The sequence below is a fragment of the Halegenticoccus tardaugens genome, assembly GCF_004116405.1.
Classification (GTDB): domain Archaea; phylum Halobacteriota; class Halobacteria; order Halobacteriales; family Haloferacaceae; genus Halegenticoccus; species Halegenticoccus tardaugens.
The window spans coordinates 429,842-446,289 of record NZ_SDIC01000001.1; the positions used below are offsets into that span (position 1 = coordinate 429,842).

17 protein-coding genes are annotated in these 16,448 nt (G+C 70.1%); 6 read left to right on the forward strand and 11 right to left on the reverse strand.

Translation table 11 applies throughout. From position 1 onward, the window contains the following. Window positions 1–26: 26 nt before the first annotated feature. The gene (locus C3L37_RS02290; protein WP_129112995.1) at window positions 27–1,217 is read right to left on the reverse strand and encodes an NAD-binding protein; all 1,191 of its coding nucleotides are present in this window, start codon (window positions 1,215–1,217) and stop codon (window positions 27–29) included. A 72-nt stretch (window positions 1,218–1,289) separates the two neighbouring features. Here C3L37_RS02290 and C3L37_RS02295 point away from each other — a divergent pair, with 72 nt between their 5' ends. From C3L37_RS02295 to C3L37_RS02305, 3 genes are read left to right on the forward strand one after another with little or no spacing between them, the layout of a single operon-like run. Then, window positions 1,290–2,540, forward strand: a complete 1,251-nt coding sequence (locus C3L37_RS02295) for a potassium channel family protein (RefSeq protein ID WP_129112996.1) — start codon at window positions 1,290–1,292, stop codon at window positions 2,538–2,540. Then, window positions 2,537–3,757, forward strand: a complete 1,221-nt coding sequence (locus C3L37_RS02300; RefSeq protein ID WP_228546082.1) for a potassium transporter TrkA — start codon at window positions 2,537–2,539, stop codon at window positions 3,755–3,757. The genes C3L37_RS02295 and C3L37_RS02300 overlap by 4 nt, the downstream gene beginning before the upstream one ends. Before the next feature lie 5 nt (window positions 3,758–3,762). Next, window positions 3,763–4,038 (forward strand): ubiquitin-like small modifier protein 1, encoded by a 276-nt coding sequence (locus C3L37_RS02305; RefSeq protein ID WP_129112997.1) that lies wholly within the window; start codon window positions 3,763–3,765, stop codon window positions 4,036–4,038. An 84-nt stretch (window positions 4,039–4,122) separates the two neighbouring features. Here the strand turns inward: C3L37_RS02305 and C3L37_RS02310 are convergent, their stop codons facing one another. Further along, window positions 4,123–4,977 carry a ubiquinol-cytochrome c reductase iron-sulfur subunit gene (locus tag C3L37_RS02310; RefSeq protein ID WP_129112998.1) on the reverse strand — a complete coding sequence of 285 codons (855 nt, stop codon included), beginning with the start codon at window positions 4,975–4,977 and terminating at the stop codon, window positions 4,123–4,125. Window positions 4,978–5,446: 469 nt separating this feature from the next. Here C3L37_RS02310 and ppc point away from each other — a divergent pair, with 469 nt between their 5' ends. Beyond that, the gene (ppc, locus tag C3L37_RS02315; protein WP_129112999.1) at window positions 5,447–8,140 is read left to right on the forward strand and encodes a phosphoenolpyruvate carboxylase; all 2,694 of its coding nucleotides are present in this window, start codon (window positions 5,447–5,449) and stop codon (window positions 8,138–8,140) included. Between the two features lie 19 nt (window positions 8,141–8,159). On the opposite strand, the gene C3L37_RS02320 is transcribed toward ppc, so the two are convergent. The 6 genes from C3L37_RS02320 to C3L37_RS02345 all read right to left on the reverse strand — a co-directional run bounded on the left by C3L37_RS02320 (window position 8,160) and on the right by C3L37_RS02345 (window position 12,276). Continuing rightward, window positions 8,160–8,489, reverse strand: a complete 330-nt coding sequence (locus C3L37_RS02320; RefSeq protein ID WP_129113000.1) for a transcription factor S — start codon at window positions 8,487–8,489, stop codon at window positions 8,160–8,162. A gap of 29 nt (window positions 8,490–8,518) precedes the next feature. Beyond that, complete coding sequence (locus C3L37_RS02325; RefSeq protein WP_129113001.1) at window positions 8,519–9,049, reverse strand: hypothetical protein; 531 nt, start codon at window positions 9,047–9,049, stop codon at window positions 8,519–8,521. Further along, on the reverse strand, window positions 9,042–9,899 hold the full coding sequence (locus C3L37_RS02330; protein ID WP_129113002.1) for a CopG family transcriptional regulator: 858 nt from the start codon (window positions 9,897–9,899) through the stop codon (window positions 9,042–9,044). Before C3L37_RS02330 ends, C3L37_RS02325 begins: the two co-directional genes overlap by 8 nt. Window positions 9,900–9,980: 81 nt before the next feature. Then, window positions 9,981–10,817: an RAD55 family ATPase gene (locus C3L37_RS02335; protein WP_129113003.1), complete on the reverse strand. Its 837-nt coding sequence runs from the start codon at window positions 10,815–10,817 to the stop codon at window positions 9,981–9,983. Window positions 10,818–10,847: 30 nt separating this feature from the next. Further along, window positions 10,848–11,843, reverse strand: a complete 996-nt coding sequence (locus C3L37_RS02340) for a beta-ribofuranosylaminobenzene 5'-phosphate synthase family protein (protein WP_129113004.1) — start codon at window positions 11,841–11,843, stop codon at window positions 10,848–10,850. A 115-nt stretch (window positions 11,844–11,958) separates the two neighbouring features. Beyond that, complete coding sequence (locus tag C3L37_RS02345; RefSeq protein WP_129113005.1) at window positions 11,959–12,276, reverse strand: cupin domain-containing protein; 318 nt, start codon at window positions 12,274–12,276, stop codon at window positions 11,959–11,961. Between the two features lie 82 nt (window positions 12,277–12,358). Here C3L37_RS02345 and C3L37_RS02350 point away from each other — a divergent pair, with 82 nt between their 5' ends. Then, window positions 12,359–12,634, forward strand: a complete 276-nt coding sequence (locus C3L37_RS02350) for a hypothetical protein (RefSeq protein WP_129113006.1) — start codon at window positions 12,359–12,361, stop codon at window positions 12,632–12,634. A 7-nt stretch (window positions 12,635–12,641) separates the two neighbouring features. On the opposite strand, the gene C3L37_RS02355 is transcribed toward C3L37_RS02350, so the two are convergent. Genes C3L37_RS02355 through pyrG form a run of 3 tightly spaced genes read right to left on the reverse strand, consistent with a single transcriptional unit; the run spans window position 12,642 to window position 15,525 of the window. Then, complete coding sequence (locus tag C3L37_RS02355; protein WP_129113007.1) at window positions 12,642–12,962, reverse strand: DUF7126 family protein; 321 nt, start codon at window positions 12,960–12,962, stop codon at window positions 12,642–12,644. Next, on the reverse strand, window positions 12,959–13,876 hold the full coding sequence (gene guaA / locus C3L37_RS02360) for a glutamine-hydrolyzing GMP synthase (RefSeq protein ID WP_129113008.1): 918 nt from the start codon (window positions 13,874–13,876) through the stop codon (window positions 12,959–12,961). The genes C3L37_RS02355 and guaA overlap by 4 nt, the downstream gene beginning before the upstream one ends. Continuing rightward, window positions 13,876–15,525: a glutamine hydrolyzing CTP synthase gene (pyrG, locus tag C3L37_RS02365; protein ID WP_129113009.1), complete on the reverse strand. Its 1,650-nt coding sequence runs from the start codon at window positions 15,523–15,525 to the stop codon at window positions 13,876–13,878. The genes guaA and pyrG overlap by 1 nt, the downstream gene beginning before the upstream one ends. A 244-nt stretch (window positions 15,526–15,769) precedes the next feature. On the opposite strand from pyrG, the gene C3L37_RS02370 reads away from it, so the two are divergent. Continuing rightward, window positions 15,770–16,375, forward strand: a complete 606-nt coding sequence (locus tag C3L37_RS02370) for a hypothetical protein (protein ID WP_129113010.1) — start codon at window positions 15,770–15,772, stop codon at window positions 16,373–16,375. Window positions 16,376–16,448 lie beyond the last annotated feature (73 nt).

A 16,448-nucleotide genomic window follows, 5' to 3' on the forward strand; every position in this document is an offset into this window, starting at 1 on the left:
TCGCGACGACGGCCGACGCCGCCGATCTACGGCTCCTCGTCTCCGTCCCCGTCGCCGTCCGACGACCGATCGGTCAGGATCCGCTCCGCGAGGGCCTCCGTTCCCTCGTCGCCGAGGGCGGACTCGACGAGCAGGTGGCCGCCGATGCTCGCCGGACTGATGACCGCGTCGGCCCCGGCGCGGCGCAGTTTGTCGACGTTCTCGCGGTCGGTCGCCGCGGCGACGATGCGGAGGTCGTCGTTCAACTGGCGCGCCGTGAGGATCGAGAGCGCGTCCTCGGCGTCGTTGTTCGTCGCGACGACGGCCGCGCGGGCCGCGTCGATGCGGGCGCGGCGGAGCGGCGCTTCGTCGCTCGGGTTCGCGACGAGGGTGTCGAAGCCGCGCTCCGTGAGGGCGCGGGCGCGCTCCGCGTCGGGCGTGACGACGAGAAAGCGCGTCCGCGAGCCGAGTTCTTCGACGATCGGTTCCGTGAGTTCCCCGTGCCCGAGCACGAGGATGTGGTTTTCGAGGAGTTCGAGGTCCGTTTCTGTCATTTTTCCGAGTGCCTTCGACAGTCTCGCTTCGATGGCGGGCGTGAGGAGCACCCCAAGCGCGACGGCGAAGCTCGACACGTTGACGAGCAGGACGGAGATGCCGAACAGCTTCGCCCCGGGATCGTCCGGCGCGGGCGTCACGTCGCCGTAGCCGACGGTGCTGCCGGTGACGACGGTGAACCAGAACGCGTCCGTCAGCGTGGTAACCCCGTCGAAGCCCTCCCTGAGCGCGTAGGTGCCGACGGTGCCGTACGCCTGCGCGCCGACGAGCGCGACGAGCGCGGCCAGTTGGGTTCCCGTCAGGTCGAGATCGCGGTCGAACCGCCGCCGGTTGAGGAGGACGACCGGGAGCGCCGCGAGCGACACGACGACGAGCGGGTACGAGTACTCGCTCACCTGCAACAGCCCCTGCGCGGCCGTGATCGGGAGCAGGAGGAGCGTCGAGTACCACGCCGCGCGCAGGCCCCGGCGGAGGCCGATCGCGCTCACGAGCATCAAAAACCCGGTGAGCGTCCCGGTGAATCCCGCCGTCTCGTGGACCACCGCCGGCACGGCCCCCGCGAACGGTCCGGAGACCGATCGGGCGGCGATGTTGACGACGCCGGTCGTCACGGACAGGACCGCGACGAGGAACGCGAGTCCCACCGCCGCTCGAATCCCGACCCACTCGCGGCTCCGCTCCATAGCACCCCCTTCGCGACTCGGAACATAAACGTCGGCGATACTTGTTTATCGGCCGGTGCTCTGGTGGCTCACATGGCATCGCTCCCCGTCGAAATCCTCTCCGGCATCTATCTCGGGGTTCTCACCGGCATCATCCCGGCGCTCGTCGCCGGCACGCTGGGGTTCATCTTCCGGTACTTCACCGGGGTCACCATCCCCGGGTTCGGGGTCGTCGTGCTCTCGCTCGCCATCGCGGGCGTCAACGGCGGAATCCTCGCGCTGTACGATCAGAGCATCCTCCGGGGGGCGCACGGCCCCGCGGTCGTCGTCGCCATCCTCGTCATCCTCATGTTGTCCATGTACGCGCACGCGCAGGGCGACAAGCTCGGGGACACCCTCCCGCGGCGGATGTCGATCCGAGCGCTCACCGAGCGAACGCTCTCCGCGGACGTGGTGGAGTTCGTCGGCAACCGCAGGGAGGTCCGGGTCGCGGTCGCGGGCGAGGTCGGCGACATGGAGGGGTACCCGCCGCTCTCCCCCTCTCTCCGAGCGGAGATCGGCGAGGGAACGTGGACGTTCCCGGCCGACGTGCCGGTGAGCGAACTCGAAACCCGCCTCGCCGACCGCCTGCGGAGCGACTACGACCTCGCCGACGCGTCGGTCGCGCTCGACGAGCGCGCGCGGGCGACGATCCACGCGGCGCCGCCGGTCGGGGGCCTCTCGAAGCGGGTGCCGCCGGGAAAGCGGGCCGTCTCGATCGACGCGCTGGTCCCGACGGGGATCGCCAGGGGCGAGTCGGTTCGCGTCGTCACGTCGGAGGGACCCGTCACCGGCACCGTCGTCAGCGCGGACTCGGGCGACGACGCCTCGGCGGTCGATCCCGACGGCGCGACGACCGCCCCGCCCGCGACGGCCGGCGGCGGGACGGACGAGAAAGAGGAGGCCGCGACGTCGAGCGCGCGGTCCGCGCCCGTCACGGTCGGCGGCGAGGGGCGCATCACCGTCGCGGTCGACCGCGCCGACGCGGGGACGCTGCTCCGGGCGGAGCGCGGGCGGGTGGTCGTCCTCTCGCGGGGAACGCGCCGGGAGTTCGAACTCCTCTCCCTGTTCCGTCGGGCCGGAAAGCGCATCCGCAAGGTCGCCGTCGGGGCCGACGGCCCCCTCGACGGCGCGACCATCGGAGAGGCGGCCGTCCGCGACGCCTACGGCGTCGGCGTCCTGGCGGTGCGGCGCGACCGCTGGCGGTTCGTCCCCGACGGCTCGACGGCGCTGTCACCCGGCGACGAGCTGTTCGTGGTCGGGAGCCGCGACTCGCTCGCAGCGTTCGCGGAGGTGGTCGCGTGATCTCGGCCGCGGCGGCGCTCGTCGGCGTCGGCCTCGCGTTCGGCGACGGCGCGGTCGCCGCCCTTCAGTCGCTCGCGCCGTCGTCGGACGCGCAGGGGACGGGCGTGATTCTCCTCTGCGCGCTCGTCTCGGCGTCGACGAGCGCGACGGCGGCGCTCGGCTATCGCTGGTACTTCCGAGAGCGGATCCCGCGGGGAATCGCCGCGTTGTTCGGCCTCTCCGCGGCCGCGCTCGTGCTCAACACCAGCGCGCTCTACGAACTCTCCCTCAACAACGTCAACCTGTTCGAACCCCGAACCGCCCTCTTCAACACCGTCGCGCTCGGCGCGGCGCTCGCGGTCGCGCCGATCGGCACGCGCGTCGGCGAGGCCGTCGCGACGAACGTCTTCGCGGTCGCGGGCGCGAAGGAACTCGAAGGGGAGGTAAGCAGCGTCGTCCGGTCGGTCGGCCGCGTGACCGCCGTGACGCTCCCCGAGGAGATCGCGGACGTGGACGAGTACGACCCGGTCTCGACGGAGACGAAGGAGGAACTCGCCGGGAAGACGCTCCTCTTCCCGCGGCGGCTCACCGTCGCCGAACTCCGCGACCGCCTCGCGACGCGGCTGAAAGACGACTACGGCGTGGGGTACGTCGACGCCGACGTCACCGACGAGGGGACCGTCGAGTACCTCGCGCTCGGCCGCCGCGTCGCCGGCATCGGACCGACGCTGGCCCCGTCGGACGTCGCCGTCGCGGTTCGAGGCGACCCGGCGCACGGCGCGAGCGTCGGCGACGTCGTGCAGGTGTGGCGGGGCGGCTCCGAGCCGACGCGCGTCGTGAACGCCGAGGTTCGGGCGACCGCCGGCGACGCGGCGACGCTCGTCGTCGACGAGTCGGAGCCGGCGAGGCTCGACCCGACAATCGAGTACCGGTTCGTGACGTTGCCGGCGGAGCCGCAGGCCGACCGGGAGTTCGCCTCCCACCTCCGCGCCGCCGACGAGACGATGGGCGCGGTCGTCGTCGAAGACGGCGGCGACCTCCTCGGCGACACCGTCGGCGACGTCGGCGACGCGGTCGTCGCGGTCCGGTCCGCCGACGGGTCCGTCGACGTGCTCCCGCCGCGTTCTCGGCCGTTCGACGCCGGCGACACGGTGTACGTCATCGCCCGCCCGGACGCCCTGCGACGGCTCGAAACGAACGCGGAGGCGCAACCCTCATCACCCGCCGCGCGGGAGTAACCCGCATGGAGTGGAAGCTGTTCGCGGACCTCGCCGAGGTCGCCGGGACGCGACGCGTGACGGTCGACCTCGACGGGGAGTCGACCGTCGGCGACGCGCTCGACGCGCTGTTGGAGCGGCGGCCGGCGCTCGCGGCGCGGGTGCTGGACGACGACGGACACCTCCGAGAGCACATCAACGTCCTCCGAAACGGCGAGAACGTGTTCACCGACGAGGGGCTGGAGACGACCGTCGGCGACGGCGACGAGCTCGCGCTGTTCCCGCCGGTGAGCGGCGGGTGAGCGGGCGTCGACGCACGAACCGTCCCGACGCTCGAACCCGATCGACTGTCGAGAGCGTAACGGAGAAAACGCGCGGCCGGACGGCTACTCTTCGTCGTCGCTGTCGGTGGGGCGCGGTCGGGCGATGAAAAGCTCCTGGACGATGGTGAACGGATCGTACGTCGACTGGTGGCACTGGCAGTAGACCCCGTTCGCCGCACCGTACCGGGCCGCGTCGGCGGTCTGCTTGTAGCCGGGGACGCAGCAGAAGTGGGTGCACTTGTTCATCCAGGCGATGAACCCGTTCTGCGTGCTGGCTTGCAGCCACTCGTCGTTCTGCACCTTCTGTTCGATCCGCTCGCTCCGGATCACCTGGATCGGCAGCGTGTCGTCGCTCTCCTGCGACCGCCACGTGCCGGTCGCGGGCTTGCCGACGCCGTCGGCACCGACCTCGTTCCCCCACTCCTTGTAGTCGCTGAAGTCGTCGACGTGCAGCTTATCGCCCTCGCTGTAGGCGTCCGACTGCCAGGAGTACGGCGGATTCGCGTCGGACCGGAGGAAGTTGTCCTCCTCGGCCTGCGGGTCGATGCCGCCGTACGACTCCAGCCCGCAGTACTGGAACCACTCGCCCGAGTACGTGACGCCGCCGAGGTTCATCTCGGCGACCTTGATCTGGACGCCCTCCTGCGTCTCCGTCTTCACCTCGGGCCACACCCCCTTGAGGAACCCCTCGTCGTCGATCTCGATCGGAATCTGGGGCATGCCGTTGGGCGCGGGCCCGCCCGTCTGCTCTATGGCCATCATCTCGGTGGCCCCGCCCCCTTCCCCGGCCGGCGCGGTCGCGAGGTTGATAGTCGTCGCCCCCGTCGCGCCGGCACCGACGAGCGTCGCCCCGCCGACGACGCCCTTCACGAACCGACGCCGTCCCGAGTCCATGGGGTACTTGTCGCTCTCGCTCATGGCTGTCACTTGTAGCGGCCGATAAAAAGGTTGACGAAGTGTGCGGTGCCGCCGGCGTCGAAATTTGCGGCCGACGCGGGGGCTCGACGCGACGACGCCGGCGAGCGCGACACCCCCCACGCCGACCCTCGCGCGCCTTTCGGCACGGCGACTCGCGAACTGCCGCCGCCGCGTTCGGCTCAATAGCGCTATTGTGTCCACTTAGCGAGCTATTTGTGGCGACGGCGAGACCCACTAGTCGGCGTGGACTCGCCGGCTTTCGGCCGCGTAAGCCTGTCAACCTCACGCCATCGACCTAGCCTGTCATCCGAGCCATTACGCGTCGACCGCGTCCGGCCGGCATCTGCCCCATTGACGCCGGCCGACGTGGCCGCCGCCGCCGAGTCGACGCTCACGATTTACTCGATAGAAAGGCAATTCTTCGAGACGAGTCGTGGGCTTTTACCCCGTGCCAGCGATACTCGCAGTCATGAAGTTGCACAACCGGACCGTCAGGCAGGACGTTCGGGAGCTCGGCGCGTTGGTCGGCGACGTGCTCGAAGCGCAAACCTCGACGGACGCGTTCGAGATCGTCGAGGAACTGCGGACCGCGGCCATCGCCTACCGCGACGGCTCGGTCCCGTCCAGACAGCCGCTCCACGACGTGCTCGGCCGGCTGTCCCCCGACAGCGAGAGCGTGGTCGCCCGCGCCTTCACCACCTACTTCGAGCTGATCAACCTCGCGGAGGAGCGAGAGCGCGTCCGGGCGGTCAGGCAGGGTTCTCAGGAGGAGACGATCGAGGACAGCCTCGAAAAGACCGTCGCCCGCCTCTCTGAATCCGGCGCGGACGCCGAGACCGTCCAGCGGGTGCTCGACGACGTGCTCGTCGAGCCGACGTTCACGGCTCACCCGACGGAGGCGCGCAGGAAGACGGTGAAGGCGAAGCTGCGCTCGATCGCAGAGCGGCTCGAGACGCTCGACGAGCGCCGGCTGACCGATCAAGAGCAGTCCCAGGAGTGGAGCCGCGTCGACGCCGAGGTGACGAGCCTCTGGCAGACCGCGCAGGTCCGCGAGCGCCGGCCGGAGCCGCAGGACGAAGCCCGAAACGTCCAGTGGTACCTCGAAAACACGCTCTTCGACGTCGTCGGCGAGGTGTACAGCGAGCTCGAGGAGATCGTCTCCGCGGAGTACGACGACGTCCGGGTGCCGAAGCTGTTCGAGTTCCGTTCGTGGGCCGGCAGCGACCGCGACGGCAACCCGTACGTGACCCCCGAGGTGACGGAGGACACGCTGGAGCGACAGCGATCGGTGGTGCTGGAGAAGTACCGCGTCGCGCTCAAGCGGTTTTCGGGGCTCTTGAGCCAGGACGGCGACCGCATCGAGACGGGCGAGGCGTTCGACGAGCGGCTGGAAGCGGACCGCGAGCGCCTCCCCGGCGTCGCGGCGGAGGCGGAGGAGCGCTACCCCGACGAGCCGTACCGCCAGAAGCTGAAACTGATGCGCGAACGGCTCCGCCGCGTCGAGGACGTCCGTCCCAACGGGTACGCCGACGCCGAGGAACTGACGGCCGACATCGAATCGATCGCCGAGAGCCTCCGCCGGAACGGCGCGGAGAACGTCGTCGACGCGTACATCGATCCGCTCCTCCGGCAGGTCGACACGTTCGGCTTCTGCCTCGCGAGCCTCGACCTGCGCGATCACCGGGAGAACCACACCGCGGCCGTCGACGAGGCGCTCGCGAACGAGGGAATCGACTACCGGAGCAAATCCGAGGACGAACGCGTCGAACTGCTGACCGAGGCGATCCTGCAGGACGATCCGATCGTCGACCTCGAAGACCCAGGCGACGTCTCCGAGACCACGGAGCGGGTGCTGGCGCTCTTCTCCAAGCTCGGCGACTGGCAGCGCGAGTACGGCGTCGGCGCGATCGACACGTACTGCATCAGCATGACCGAAGAGCCGAGCCACGTCCTCGAAGTGCTCTTCCTCGCCGATCAGGCGGACGTGGTCAGCCTGCCGGACCACTGCGGGATCGACGTCGTTCCGCTCCTCGAAACCGAGAGCGCGCTCAACGGGGCGCGCCGGATCATGGGCACGCTGTTCGAGAACGAGGCGTACGCGCGGGCGCTCGCCGCGCGCAAGAACGTCCAGGAGATCATGCTGGGCTACTCCGACTCGAACAAGGAGAACGGCTTCCTCGCGGCCAACTGGGACCTCTACAAGAACCAGCGCCGCCTCGCCGACATCACCGACGACTTCGACGTGACGATGCGGCTGTTCCACGGTCGCGGCGGCTCCATCTCCCGCGGCGGCGGGCCGATGAACCAGGCGCTGCTCGCGCTGCCGAACGAGACGGTGACGGGCCAGGTCAAGTTCACGGAGCAGGGCGAGGCGATCGCCGAGAAGTACGCCAACCCGCGCATCGCGGAGCGCAACCTCGAACAGATGCTCGACGCGCAGATCCGCGCCCGGCGGCGCGCGCTCGAACAGCCCGAGGAGGACGTGCCCGAGCCGTGGATCGACGCGATGGAGACGATGGCCGCCGCGGCCCGCGAGGAGTACCGCGACCTGCTCGAAACCGAGGGCTTCGTCGCGTACTTCGAGCAGGCGACGCCGATCACCGTCATCGAGAACCTGAACCTCGGCTCGCGCCCGGCATCGCGGTCCGGCGAGCGAACCGTGGAGGACCTCCGGGCCATCCCGTGGGTGTTCTCCTGGACGCAGTCGCGCTGTATCCTCCCCGGCTGGTACTCCCTGGCGACGGGGATGCGGGCCTACCTCGACGACGGCGGCGACGAGGAGACGCTCCGGGAGATGTACGAGTCGTGGCCGTTCTTCCGGACCACGCTCGACAACGCCGCGCTGTCCCTCGCGCGGACGGAGATGGAGATCGCCGCCGAGTACGCGCAACTGGCCGACTCGGAACTCAGAAAGCGGTTCTTCCCCCGCCTCGACGAGGAGTACGAGGAGGCGGTCGAACTCGTCCTGGCGGCGAGCGGCCGCCGGAAACTCCTGAAGCGCGAGTGGCTCGGCGAGAGCCTCCAGCGCCGGAACCCGTACGTCGATCCGCTGAACCTGCTCCAGACGCACCTGCTCGCGCACACCCACCGCACGCCGGCCGAGGAGCAGACCCTGCGCCTGACGGTGAAAGGCATCGCGGCGGGGATGAAAAACACCGGGTGAGCGCGGCGCGGCGGGTCGCTCAGTTGTACTCTCGCCACCGGTAGCCGCACTCTTTGCACTTGAAAAAGCGCGTCGGCGGCTCGTCGGCGGAGGCGGTCTGTTTGATCGTGTACCACGCGGTCCTGTGGCCGCACTCGTCGCAGGTCACGTCGTTCGCGGTCGGCTTTCCCTCGAAGTCGGCCCCCTCCTCCGTCTCGATCACGTCGTCGTCGCTCTGTTCTTCGGTCGAGACGAACTTCGCGGCCAGCTCCTCGTCGCGGTCGCTCGTCGCGCCGCACGCCTCGTTCGTACAGACCATCCGCCCGTCCCGATTCACCATCATCGTGCCGCACTCGTCGCAAAACTGCATGCTCGAACTCGTCGCCCCGCGCACAAAGATCACTCGGGTCGTCCGGTTGCGTCCGCCGCGCGTGCGCCGGACGGTCTCGCGCCGTTCGTCTCCGCTTCGTCTCCGACCACCGGACACCCCCGGACGCGGAACCGCTCGAAGTCGACCGCTTCGACGATCTCGGTCCCCTCTCGCGTGCACGTCGCGCGCGGCGGCGCGGCGAAGTGCGGACAGCGCTGGCAGTACGCCCGCTTCGCGACGACGTGCTCCGGCCGATCGTCCGTCCCCGCCCCTTCGCCCCCGGCCCGCGCCGCGTCGCCGCCCGGCACTCCGCCGCCGGTCTCTGCGTCGAGGGCTTCCCACACTCGCTCGGCGTCGAGGTCCGACGCGTCCACGTCGATCCGCTCGAACGGATCGTCGCCGCTCGCGTTCGACCCCCGACGCACCTCGAACGCCCGCGCCAGTTCGTCGAGGGGCGCGCGCCCGTTTTCGACCTCGCCTTCGCGCCCGCCTTCACCCTTGCGCTCGCCCTCTCCTTCCCGCCCACCATCACCCTCGGCGCTCCGCCGGCCGTCACTCACGCGCGGCCCCTCCGGTTCCCGCCGCTTCGACCCTCTCCTCCGGCGATCGGTCGTCGTCCGGCCGGTCCTCGCCCCCGATTCGTCCGTCGAGCGCGGGCGGGTCGCCGACGGTCAACGACGCCGATCCGAACCCGAAGAACCCGCGCGCGGGTTCGACGCCGACGTAGGTGCGCTCGCAGTGGGGACACCGCGGCGCGGCGAGCAGGCCGACGCGGACCGGCTCGCCGCACCCGCCGCATTTCGCCGCGACGACGCCGAGCTCGTTCGCCGCCTTCCGAAGCTCCGAGAGCGCCTCTCGGCGCGTCTCGGCGGCTTCGAGGTCACGCGCCCGCGACCGGAGGTCGACGACGGCCGCCGCGAGGCGCGTCAGCTTTTCGTCGAGGTCGTCGAGGTCGTCGATCTCGTCCCCGAGGGCTTCGAGCACCGCCTCGTAGTCGTCGAACCCGGCGTCGAGGCGGTCTTCGAGCGTTTCGAGCCGCTCTCCCGCTTCGGTAGCCGCCGCGACCGCCCGCTCCGCCCGGTCGCGGAGCCGCGGGTGATCGTGATCGGCGGGCGCGTTCGCGTCGCTCTCGCGTTTCACCTGGATCACCCGCTCGCGCACGTCGGCGATCTTCTCGTCGAGATCCGCCTCGACGGCGGCGACGCGATCGTCGAGCGCGTCCACCGACGACTCCAGTTTCTCGGTCTCGCGGCCCCCCTCGACGAGCGCCTCGTCGCCGTCTTCGACCAGCCGGGCCGCGGCGACCGCCCGCGCGAGCATCTCCGCGCGGTCGACGCCGCGTTCGTTCGCCTTCGCGTCGAGCCACTCCCGGAGCCCCTCCGGCAGCGCTTTCACCCCCTCCTTCGACATCTGTCACGAAATTTGTTCGTGCACGCTTAAGTGTTCGTGGAGCGACGTCGTCGCTCGTCGCTCGCGGTCGCCTCGCCGACGCTATCGGATCTTCCGCACGTCGCTCACGTCGAACCCGGCTTCGCCGATCTCGGCCTCGAAGCGGACGATGTCCTCCGATTCGAGCCGCGGGAGGACGCCCCTGAACTCCCGTACCACCATCGTTCGGGCGCGCTGGGAACCGCCGGACTCCCACTCGAAGGTGATCGTGCCGCTCGCCGCGTCCGCGAGGTGGCCGAGTTCGGTCGGCGCGAGCGTCTCCCGGTTTACGAGGAGGAGGATCACCCCTCCCCAGCGGTGCGACGCCTTCGCGAGCCCCTTCACGAGCATCGTCACGTCGGTCCACGACAGCTCCTCGCCCGTCGCCCCCACGAGGTCGGTGACGGAGTCGACGAGGACGAGGTTGCCGGCGGCGTTCGCGCTGAGGTAGTCGCCGAGCGCGGCGAGCACGTCCGTCCGATCCCGACGCGCGCCGAGGTCGGAGAGGGCGGTCGCCTCGCCGACGTACCAGTCGCGGGGGACGGGGCTGAGCTGGAAGTACTCCGCCGAGAAGTCGCGCACGTCGATGCCGTCGACGGCCGCCTCGACGACGTCGCCGTCCATCGTGTACGCCATCTCCCGCGCGAGGGCGTCCTCGCCGGCGGTAAAGGAGAGGTAGTGGACCTCCCGCGGGACGCTCGCGTCGGCCGCGAGCGGCCCGTAGTGGAGGTCGAACAGGTCGGGAGCCGTCCGCGCGAGCGCGCTCATCGCCGCGCTCGTGTGCACGAACTCCCGCGCGCCCGCCCCGGATTCGCCGGCCAGGAGGACGACGCTCCCGGGGGGCACGCCGCCGCCGATGATCGAGTCCAGCCGCGAGATGCCGAGCGGGATGCTGCGCATGCCCCCCGTGTCCGGGGAGACGCTTAGGGGTTACGCCGCCCCGTCGGAAGCGTCGTCCGGACCGGGTTCGACGTCGGCCCCGCGGTTCCTCCCGCGGACGACCGTCGCGTCGCCGTCGACGCCCGCGGCCGCGAGCGCCTCGTCGCCGGCCGCGAGCGCCTCGTTTGCGCGTTCCGCGTCGGTGACGCCGAACACCGCCGGCCCCCACGACGACTGCCCGGCGCCGTAGATCGCGGCCGCGTCCGAGAGCGACGCCACGAGTTCGCCGACGGGCGGCCGGTAGACCCCGCCCTGCTCGTCGGCGTACCACGCGCCGTTCAGCCGGCCGATCTCCGCCACGGCCTCGCCGAACCGCTCCGCCGACCCCTCGGCGACCGCGGGGAGGAGTCGTCGAGCGACGATGCCGGCGATTCGGTCGCCGAGCCCCGGGTCCGCCCGCTCGACGACCGCGCGCATGCTCTCGTCCTCCTCGTCGCCGCTTCTGCCGGGGTCGGCGCGGGGGATCACGACCAGAAACCGCCACTCGTCCGGGATCTCGTGTCTCGCAGCGATCGCCGGAACCGTCCAGTCGCCGTCGGCCGGGCGGTCGGTCGTAAAGCGCGCCGTCGGGTGGCCGGCGTCGAGGACGAACCCGCCGGCTTCGAACGCCGCGACGCCGACGCCCGACCGACCGCCGCGGCCGAGCGCGGGTGCGCGCTCCCTGACGGCCGGCTCGCGGCCGTGCGCGTTCGCCACCGCCGCGAGCGTCGCCAGCGCGAGCTGCGTCCCGCTGCCGAGGCCGGCGTGCCGGGGGAGCGTCGATTCCAGCGAGACGGCCGCGCCCGGCACGCCGAGGAGGTCGACCGCGCGCTTCGCGTACTCGCGGGCGGTCGGGTCCGCGCAATCCACGCCGTCGGCGGGATCGGCTCGAACAGAGAGGCGCGGCGAGTCGAGCGCGACGCCGACGGCTCCGTACAGGCGCTCGTGCGAGAGGCTCAGGTTGCCGAAGCCGAAGTGGAGGCGGCCGCCGACGGTGACGCGGGCCATGGACGGTCGTTCGGTTCCCCGTCGTATTCCGGTTTCGACGGTGGCAACGGAGGGCGGTGCCTCCGGCGGTCGTCCCGGCGGCCGAATCGTCGCGCGCGGCGGAGCGGGCGGCGACCTACGACGGAAGCGGACAGAGGCTCGCGGTGAAGACGACGACCTCGTCCGTCTCGTTTCGCGCGCCGTGGGTCACCCCGCGCTCGTGGAGCACGACGCCCGGCGCGTCGACCGCCTCCTCGTCGCCGTCCTGCACGACGGTCGCGGTCCCCCGCAGGACGTGGAAGACGTTCATGCTCGCGTCGTGCTCGTGCGGATCGAGCGACGCGCCGGGGGCGAGCGCGAAGGCCTTCACCAGCACGTCGTCGGTCACGACCAGTTCGGCGGCGACGACCTCGCCCGGTTCGGGGTCGAGGTCCGTCAGTCGATCGAGGGTCATACGCGGCGTGAGGCGGGCCGGCCGCTTAACGGTGCTGGCGAGAGGTTGAACAGCCGTTCGACCGAAGTACGAGCCGCGTCCGGTGACGGTGTACGGGCGCGACGACGCGGGTCTCGGGATCGCGGTCCACTCCGCCGACCCCGACGCGGCCCGGCAGGGGGACGAGACGTACGTCGTCAGCCTCTCGTCCGATCTCGACGGCGACCGGGGGAGCGTCGAACGGCCGATCGAGACGCCGGACCGAGGGACGGCCGTCGACGCCGCCCACCGGTTCGTGGACGCCTCCGAGTGGTCGGGGAGGCGGGGCGAGGGAGCGATCGAAGAGGCGAAGGCCGCCGCCGAGCGCGAGCTGGAGTAGCGGAACGCTACGCCAGTTCCTCTGCGACCACGTCGGGACCGAGGAGTTCCGGATCGACCGCGAGGTCGGCCTGTCCGCGCGCGAACTCCGGCAGCGACTCGCGGGAGTAGACGACCACCTTCACGTCGGGGTTCGCCTCCTTCGCGATCGAGATCGCCGTCGCGTCCGCGACGTCGGTGAGCACGAACAGGTCGGCGTCCGCGATCCCCGCGACGTCGAGCGACGCGGCCGTCGCGACGCCCTCGACGCGGATCGTCTCGACGCCCTCCGCGTCGAGCGCGTCGCCGATGCCCCCGTCGTCCGGGCCGGTGACGAGCGCCTTCATCACTCGTACTCGATGGTCGCGGGCGGTTTGTGCGTCACGTCGTAGACGACCCGCGCGACGTTCTCGTTGCTCCCGGTGATCCGGCTCTGGATGCGCTGGAGCGTCTCCCAGTCGATCTCCTGCGCGCGAGCGGTCATGCCGTCGCGCGACTCGACCGACCGGACCGCGACGATCCACCCGTGGACGCGGTTGTCGCCCTTGACGCCGGTTCCCTTGCCGACGACGGCGGCGAACGCCTGCCACGGATCGTACTCCTCCAGTTCCTCCTCGACCACGTGACACGCCTCGCGCGCGACGTCGGCCTTCTCGCGGGTGACCTCGCCGACGACGCGAACCGCGAGCCCCGGGCCGGGAAACGGCATGCGCTCCGCGACGACCGATTCGAGGTCGAGCGCGCGGGCGACCTCGCGGACCTCGTCCTTGTAGAGGTCACGCACGGGTTCGACGATGCCCTCGAAGTCGACGACGTCCGGCAGACCGCCGACGTTGTGGTGCGACTTGATGCCGCCCTCGCTCTCGATGCGGTCGGGGTAGATCGTCCCCTGCACGAGGTAGTCCGCCTCCGTCTCCCTCGCCTCGCGCTCGAACTCGCGGATGAACTGCTCGCCGATCACCTCGCGTTTCTCCTCGGGATCGATCACGCCCGCGAGCGCGTCGAAGAACCGCGCCTCGGCCTCGACGACGCGCAGGCTCTCCATGAACGAGAAGGTCTCGCGGATTCCCGCCGTCTCTCCCTTTCGCATCAACCCCGTGTCGACGTAGACGGGGGTGAGTTGATCGCCGATGGCGCGGTAGGCGAGCGCGGCCGCGACGGACGAGTCGACGCCGCCCGAGAGGGCGATGACGGCGTGGGCGTCGCCCACCGTCTCGCGGATCTCCGCGGTCGCCTCCTCGATGAACCGCTCGGCGTCCACCATCAGGCTTCGACCTCCGCGGTGCGACCCCCGGTCCGTTCTAAGATCGCGTCGACGAGGCCGACGAACGGTGGGCTCGCGCGGTCCGGCCGCGAACGGAATTCCGGGTGGAACTGGGTCCCGAGGAAGTACGGGTGGTTCTCGCGTTCGAGGATCTCCATGCGGTTGCCGGCCCGACCGGAGAACGCGAGCCCGTCCGATTCGAGACGGTCGATGTACTCCGGATTCACCTCGTAGCGGTGGCGGTGCCGTTCGACGCAGGAGTCGCCGCCGTAGACGCGGGACGCGAGCGATCCGGGTTCGATCTCCGTCTCGTGCGCGCCGAGGCGCATCGTCCCGCCGAGGTTCTGCGTGTCGTACTGCTCCGGCAGGAGGTCGATGACCGGGTGCGGCGTATCCGGTTCGATCTCGGCGGAGTTGGCCCCGTCGAAGCCGACGACGTTGCGCGCGTGTTCGACGACCGCGAGCTGGAAGCCGAGACAGAGTCCGAGAAACGGAACCTCGTTCTCCCGGGCGTACCGCACCGCCTCGATCTTTCCCTCCGTGCCGCGGGAGCCGAAGCCGCCGGGGACGACGATCCCGTCCGCTTCGCGCAGCCGTTCCGCGTGGTGGTCGAGCATCTCGTCCGAGTCGACCCAGAGGACGTTGACCTCGACCTCGCGCTCGATGCCGGCGTGTTTCAGCGCCTCGTGGATGGACATGTACGCGTCCTCCAGCGCGTACTTGCCGACGAGGGCGATGTCGACCGAGCCGTCGCGCTCGCGGGTGACGAGTTCGCGCCAGCGGTTGTCGCGCTCCGCCTTCGGAAGCGCCTCCTCGGCGATGTTCAGCCGCTCCATCACGTACTCGTCGAGTCCCTCGCGCTCGACCATCAGCGGAACGTGGTAGACGTCCTCCACGTCGGGGTTCGAGAAGACGGCTTCCGTCGGGACGTCGCAGAACAGGGCGATCTTCTCCTTCGTCTCGGGGTCGAGTTCGTCGTCGCACCGGCCGACGAGGACGTCCGGTTGCAGGCCGATAGAGCGCAGTTCCTTCACGCTGTGCTGGGTGGGCTTCGTCTTCTGCTCGCCGTTCTTCGAGTACGGGACGAGCGTCACGTGCGCGAAGAGGATGTCGTCGTCCTCCTCCTCGTGGGCGAACTGCCGGAGCGCTTCGAGGAAGGGCATGGACTCGATGTCGCCGACGGTGCCGCCGACCTCCACGATGCAGACGTCCGTTCCCTCGGCGGCCTCGCGGATGCGCCGCTTTATGTCGTCTGTGACGTGGGGGATGATCTGCACCGTCTTGCCGAGGTAGTCGCCGGCGCGTTCCTTCTCGATGACGTGCTGGTACGTCTTCCCGGTGGTGACGTTGTGGTCGAAGGTCATGTCGACCCCGAGGAACCGCTCGTAGTTCCCGAGGTCGAGGTCGACCTCGCCGCCGTCCTTCAGCACGTACACCTCGCCGTGCTGGTAGGGGTTCATCGTCCCGGCGTCGACGTTCAGGTAGGGGTCGATCTTGACCGCCGTCACGTCGAACCCGGCGTTCGACAGCAGCCGTCCGGTGCTCGCGGCAGTGATCCCTTTTCCGAGCCCGGACATCACCCCACCTGTTACGAAAATGAACTTCCTCCCCAGATCGGGGTCGTAGCCCGTGTCGGGTTCCGTCGGCATACCGAGTGTGCGCCATCGCGGTTCAAAACCGTTTCGAAGCCACCCCCGCCGCTCCGATCGAAAACCGGCCGCCCGGCCACGGTCTCGCGGTTTCGTGCGCCCCGCCCCGCGAGTAACCGGAAACTGTGTCCCGTAACGAACGACAGAACGGGGGGAACGGTATGGCTCGTTGAAGTAGCGCGGGGGAAACTGACCTTCCGTGAAGGGGAACCCGAACCGCCACGGAGGGAGCGAGTGATTCACCATGAAACGAACGTTCGCAGCCCTGCTGGTCGCGACTCTCGCCGTCGGCGCGGTCACCGTCGGCCTCGTCGGCCTCGTCGATCCGTCCGCTGCGGCGCACAACGATGACGACGAAACCGAACGATGCGTTCACGCGGACGGCGACGGCAACGTGACCGAGGTACGCCAGGAGTCGGACGGGGATTCGAGCACGTCCGTCACCGTCAACCAGTCGAGTCACCACAGCGACGACGGCGAGCACGTCAGTCAAAGTAGCAGCACCAGTAGCGTCAGCAGCAGCCAAAGCAGCGTCAGTAGCAGTCAAAATAGCAGCAGTACCAGTAGCGTCAGTCAGAGTAGCAGTACGCAGCACTCGAGCGTCAGTCACAGCTCGAGCGTGAGCCAGCACACCACCGATTCCGGCGATCAGTACACCTGCGTCAGCCAGGAAAGCGGCCACGACGTCGGTGACGGAACCGACGCCGAGCGGATGAGCGACGCCGCGATCGACGCCGATCTGGCCTCGAAGCAGGACGAACTCTCCGGACTCGACGCGATGGAGCGCGCGTGGGACGCGGACGACGAGCCCGAGTCCGACTCCGACGAGGAGGTCGACTCCGACGGGTAACGCGATCCTCCCCGTTCGACCGACGCGAACGGCTCGACGGTTCGATCCGTGAGAAAATGGTGAACTTCGGGCG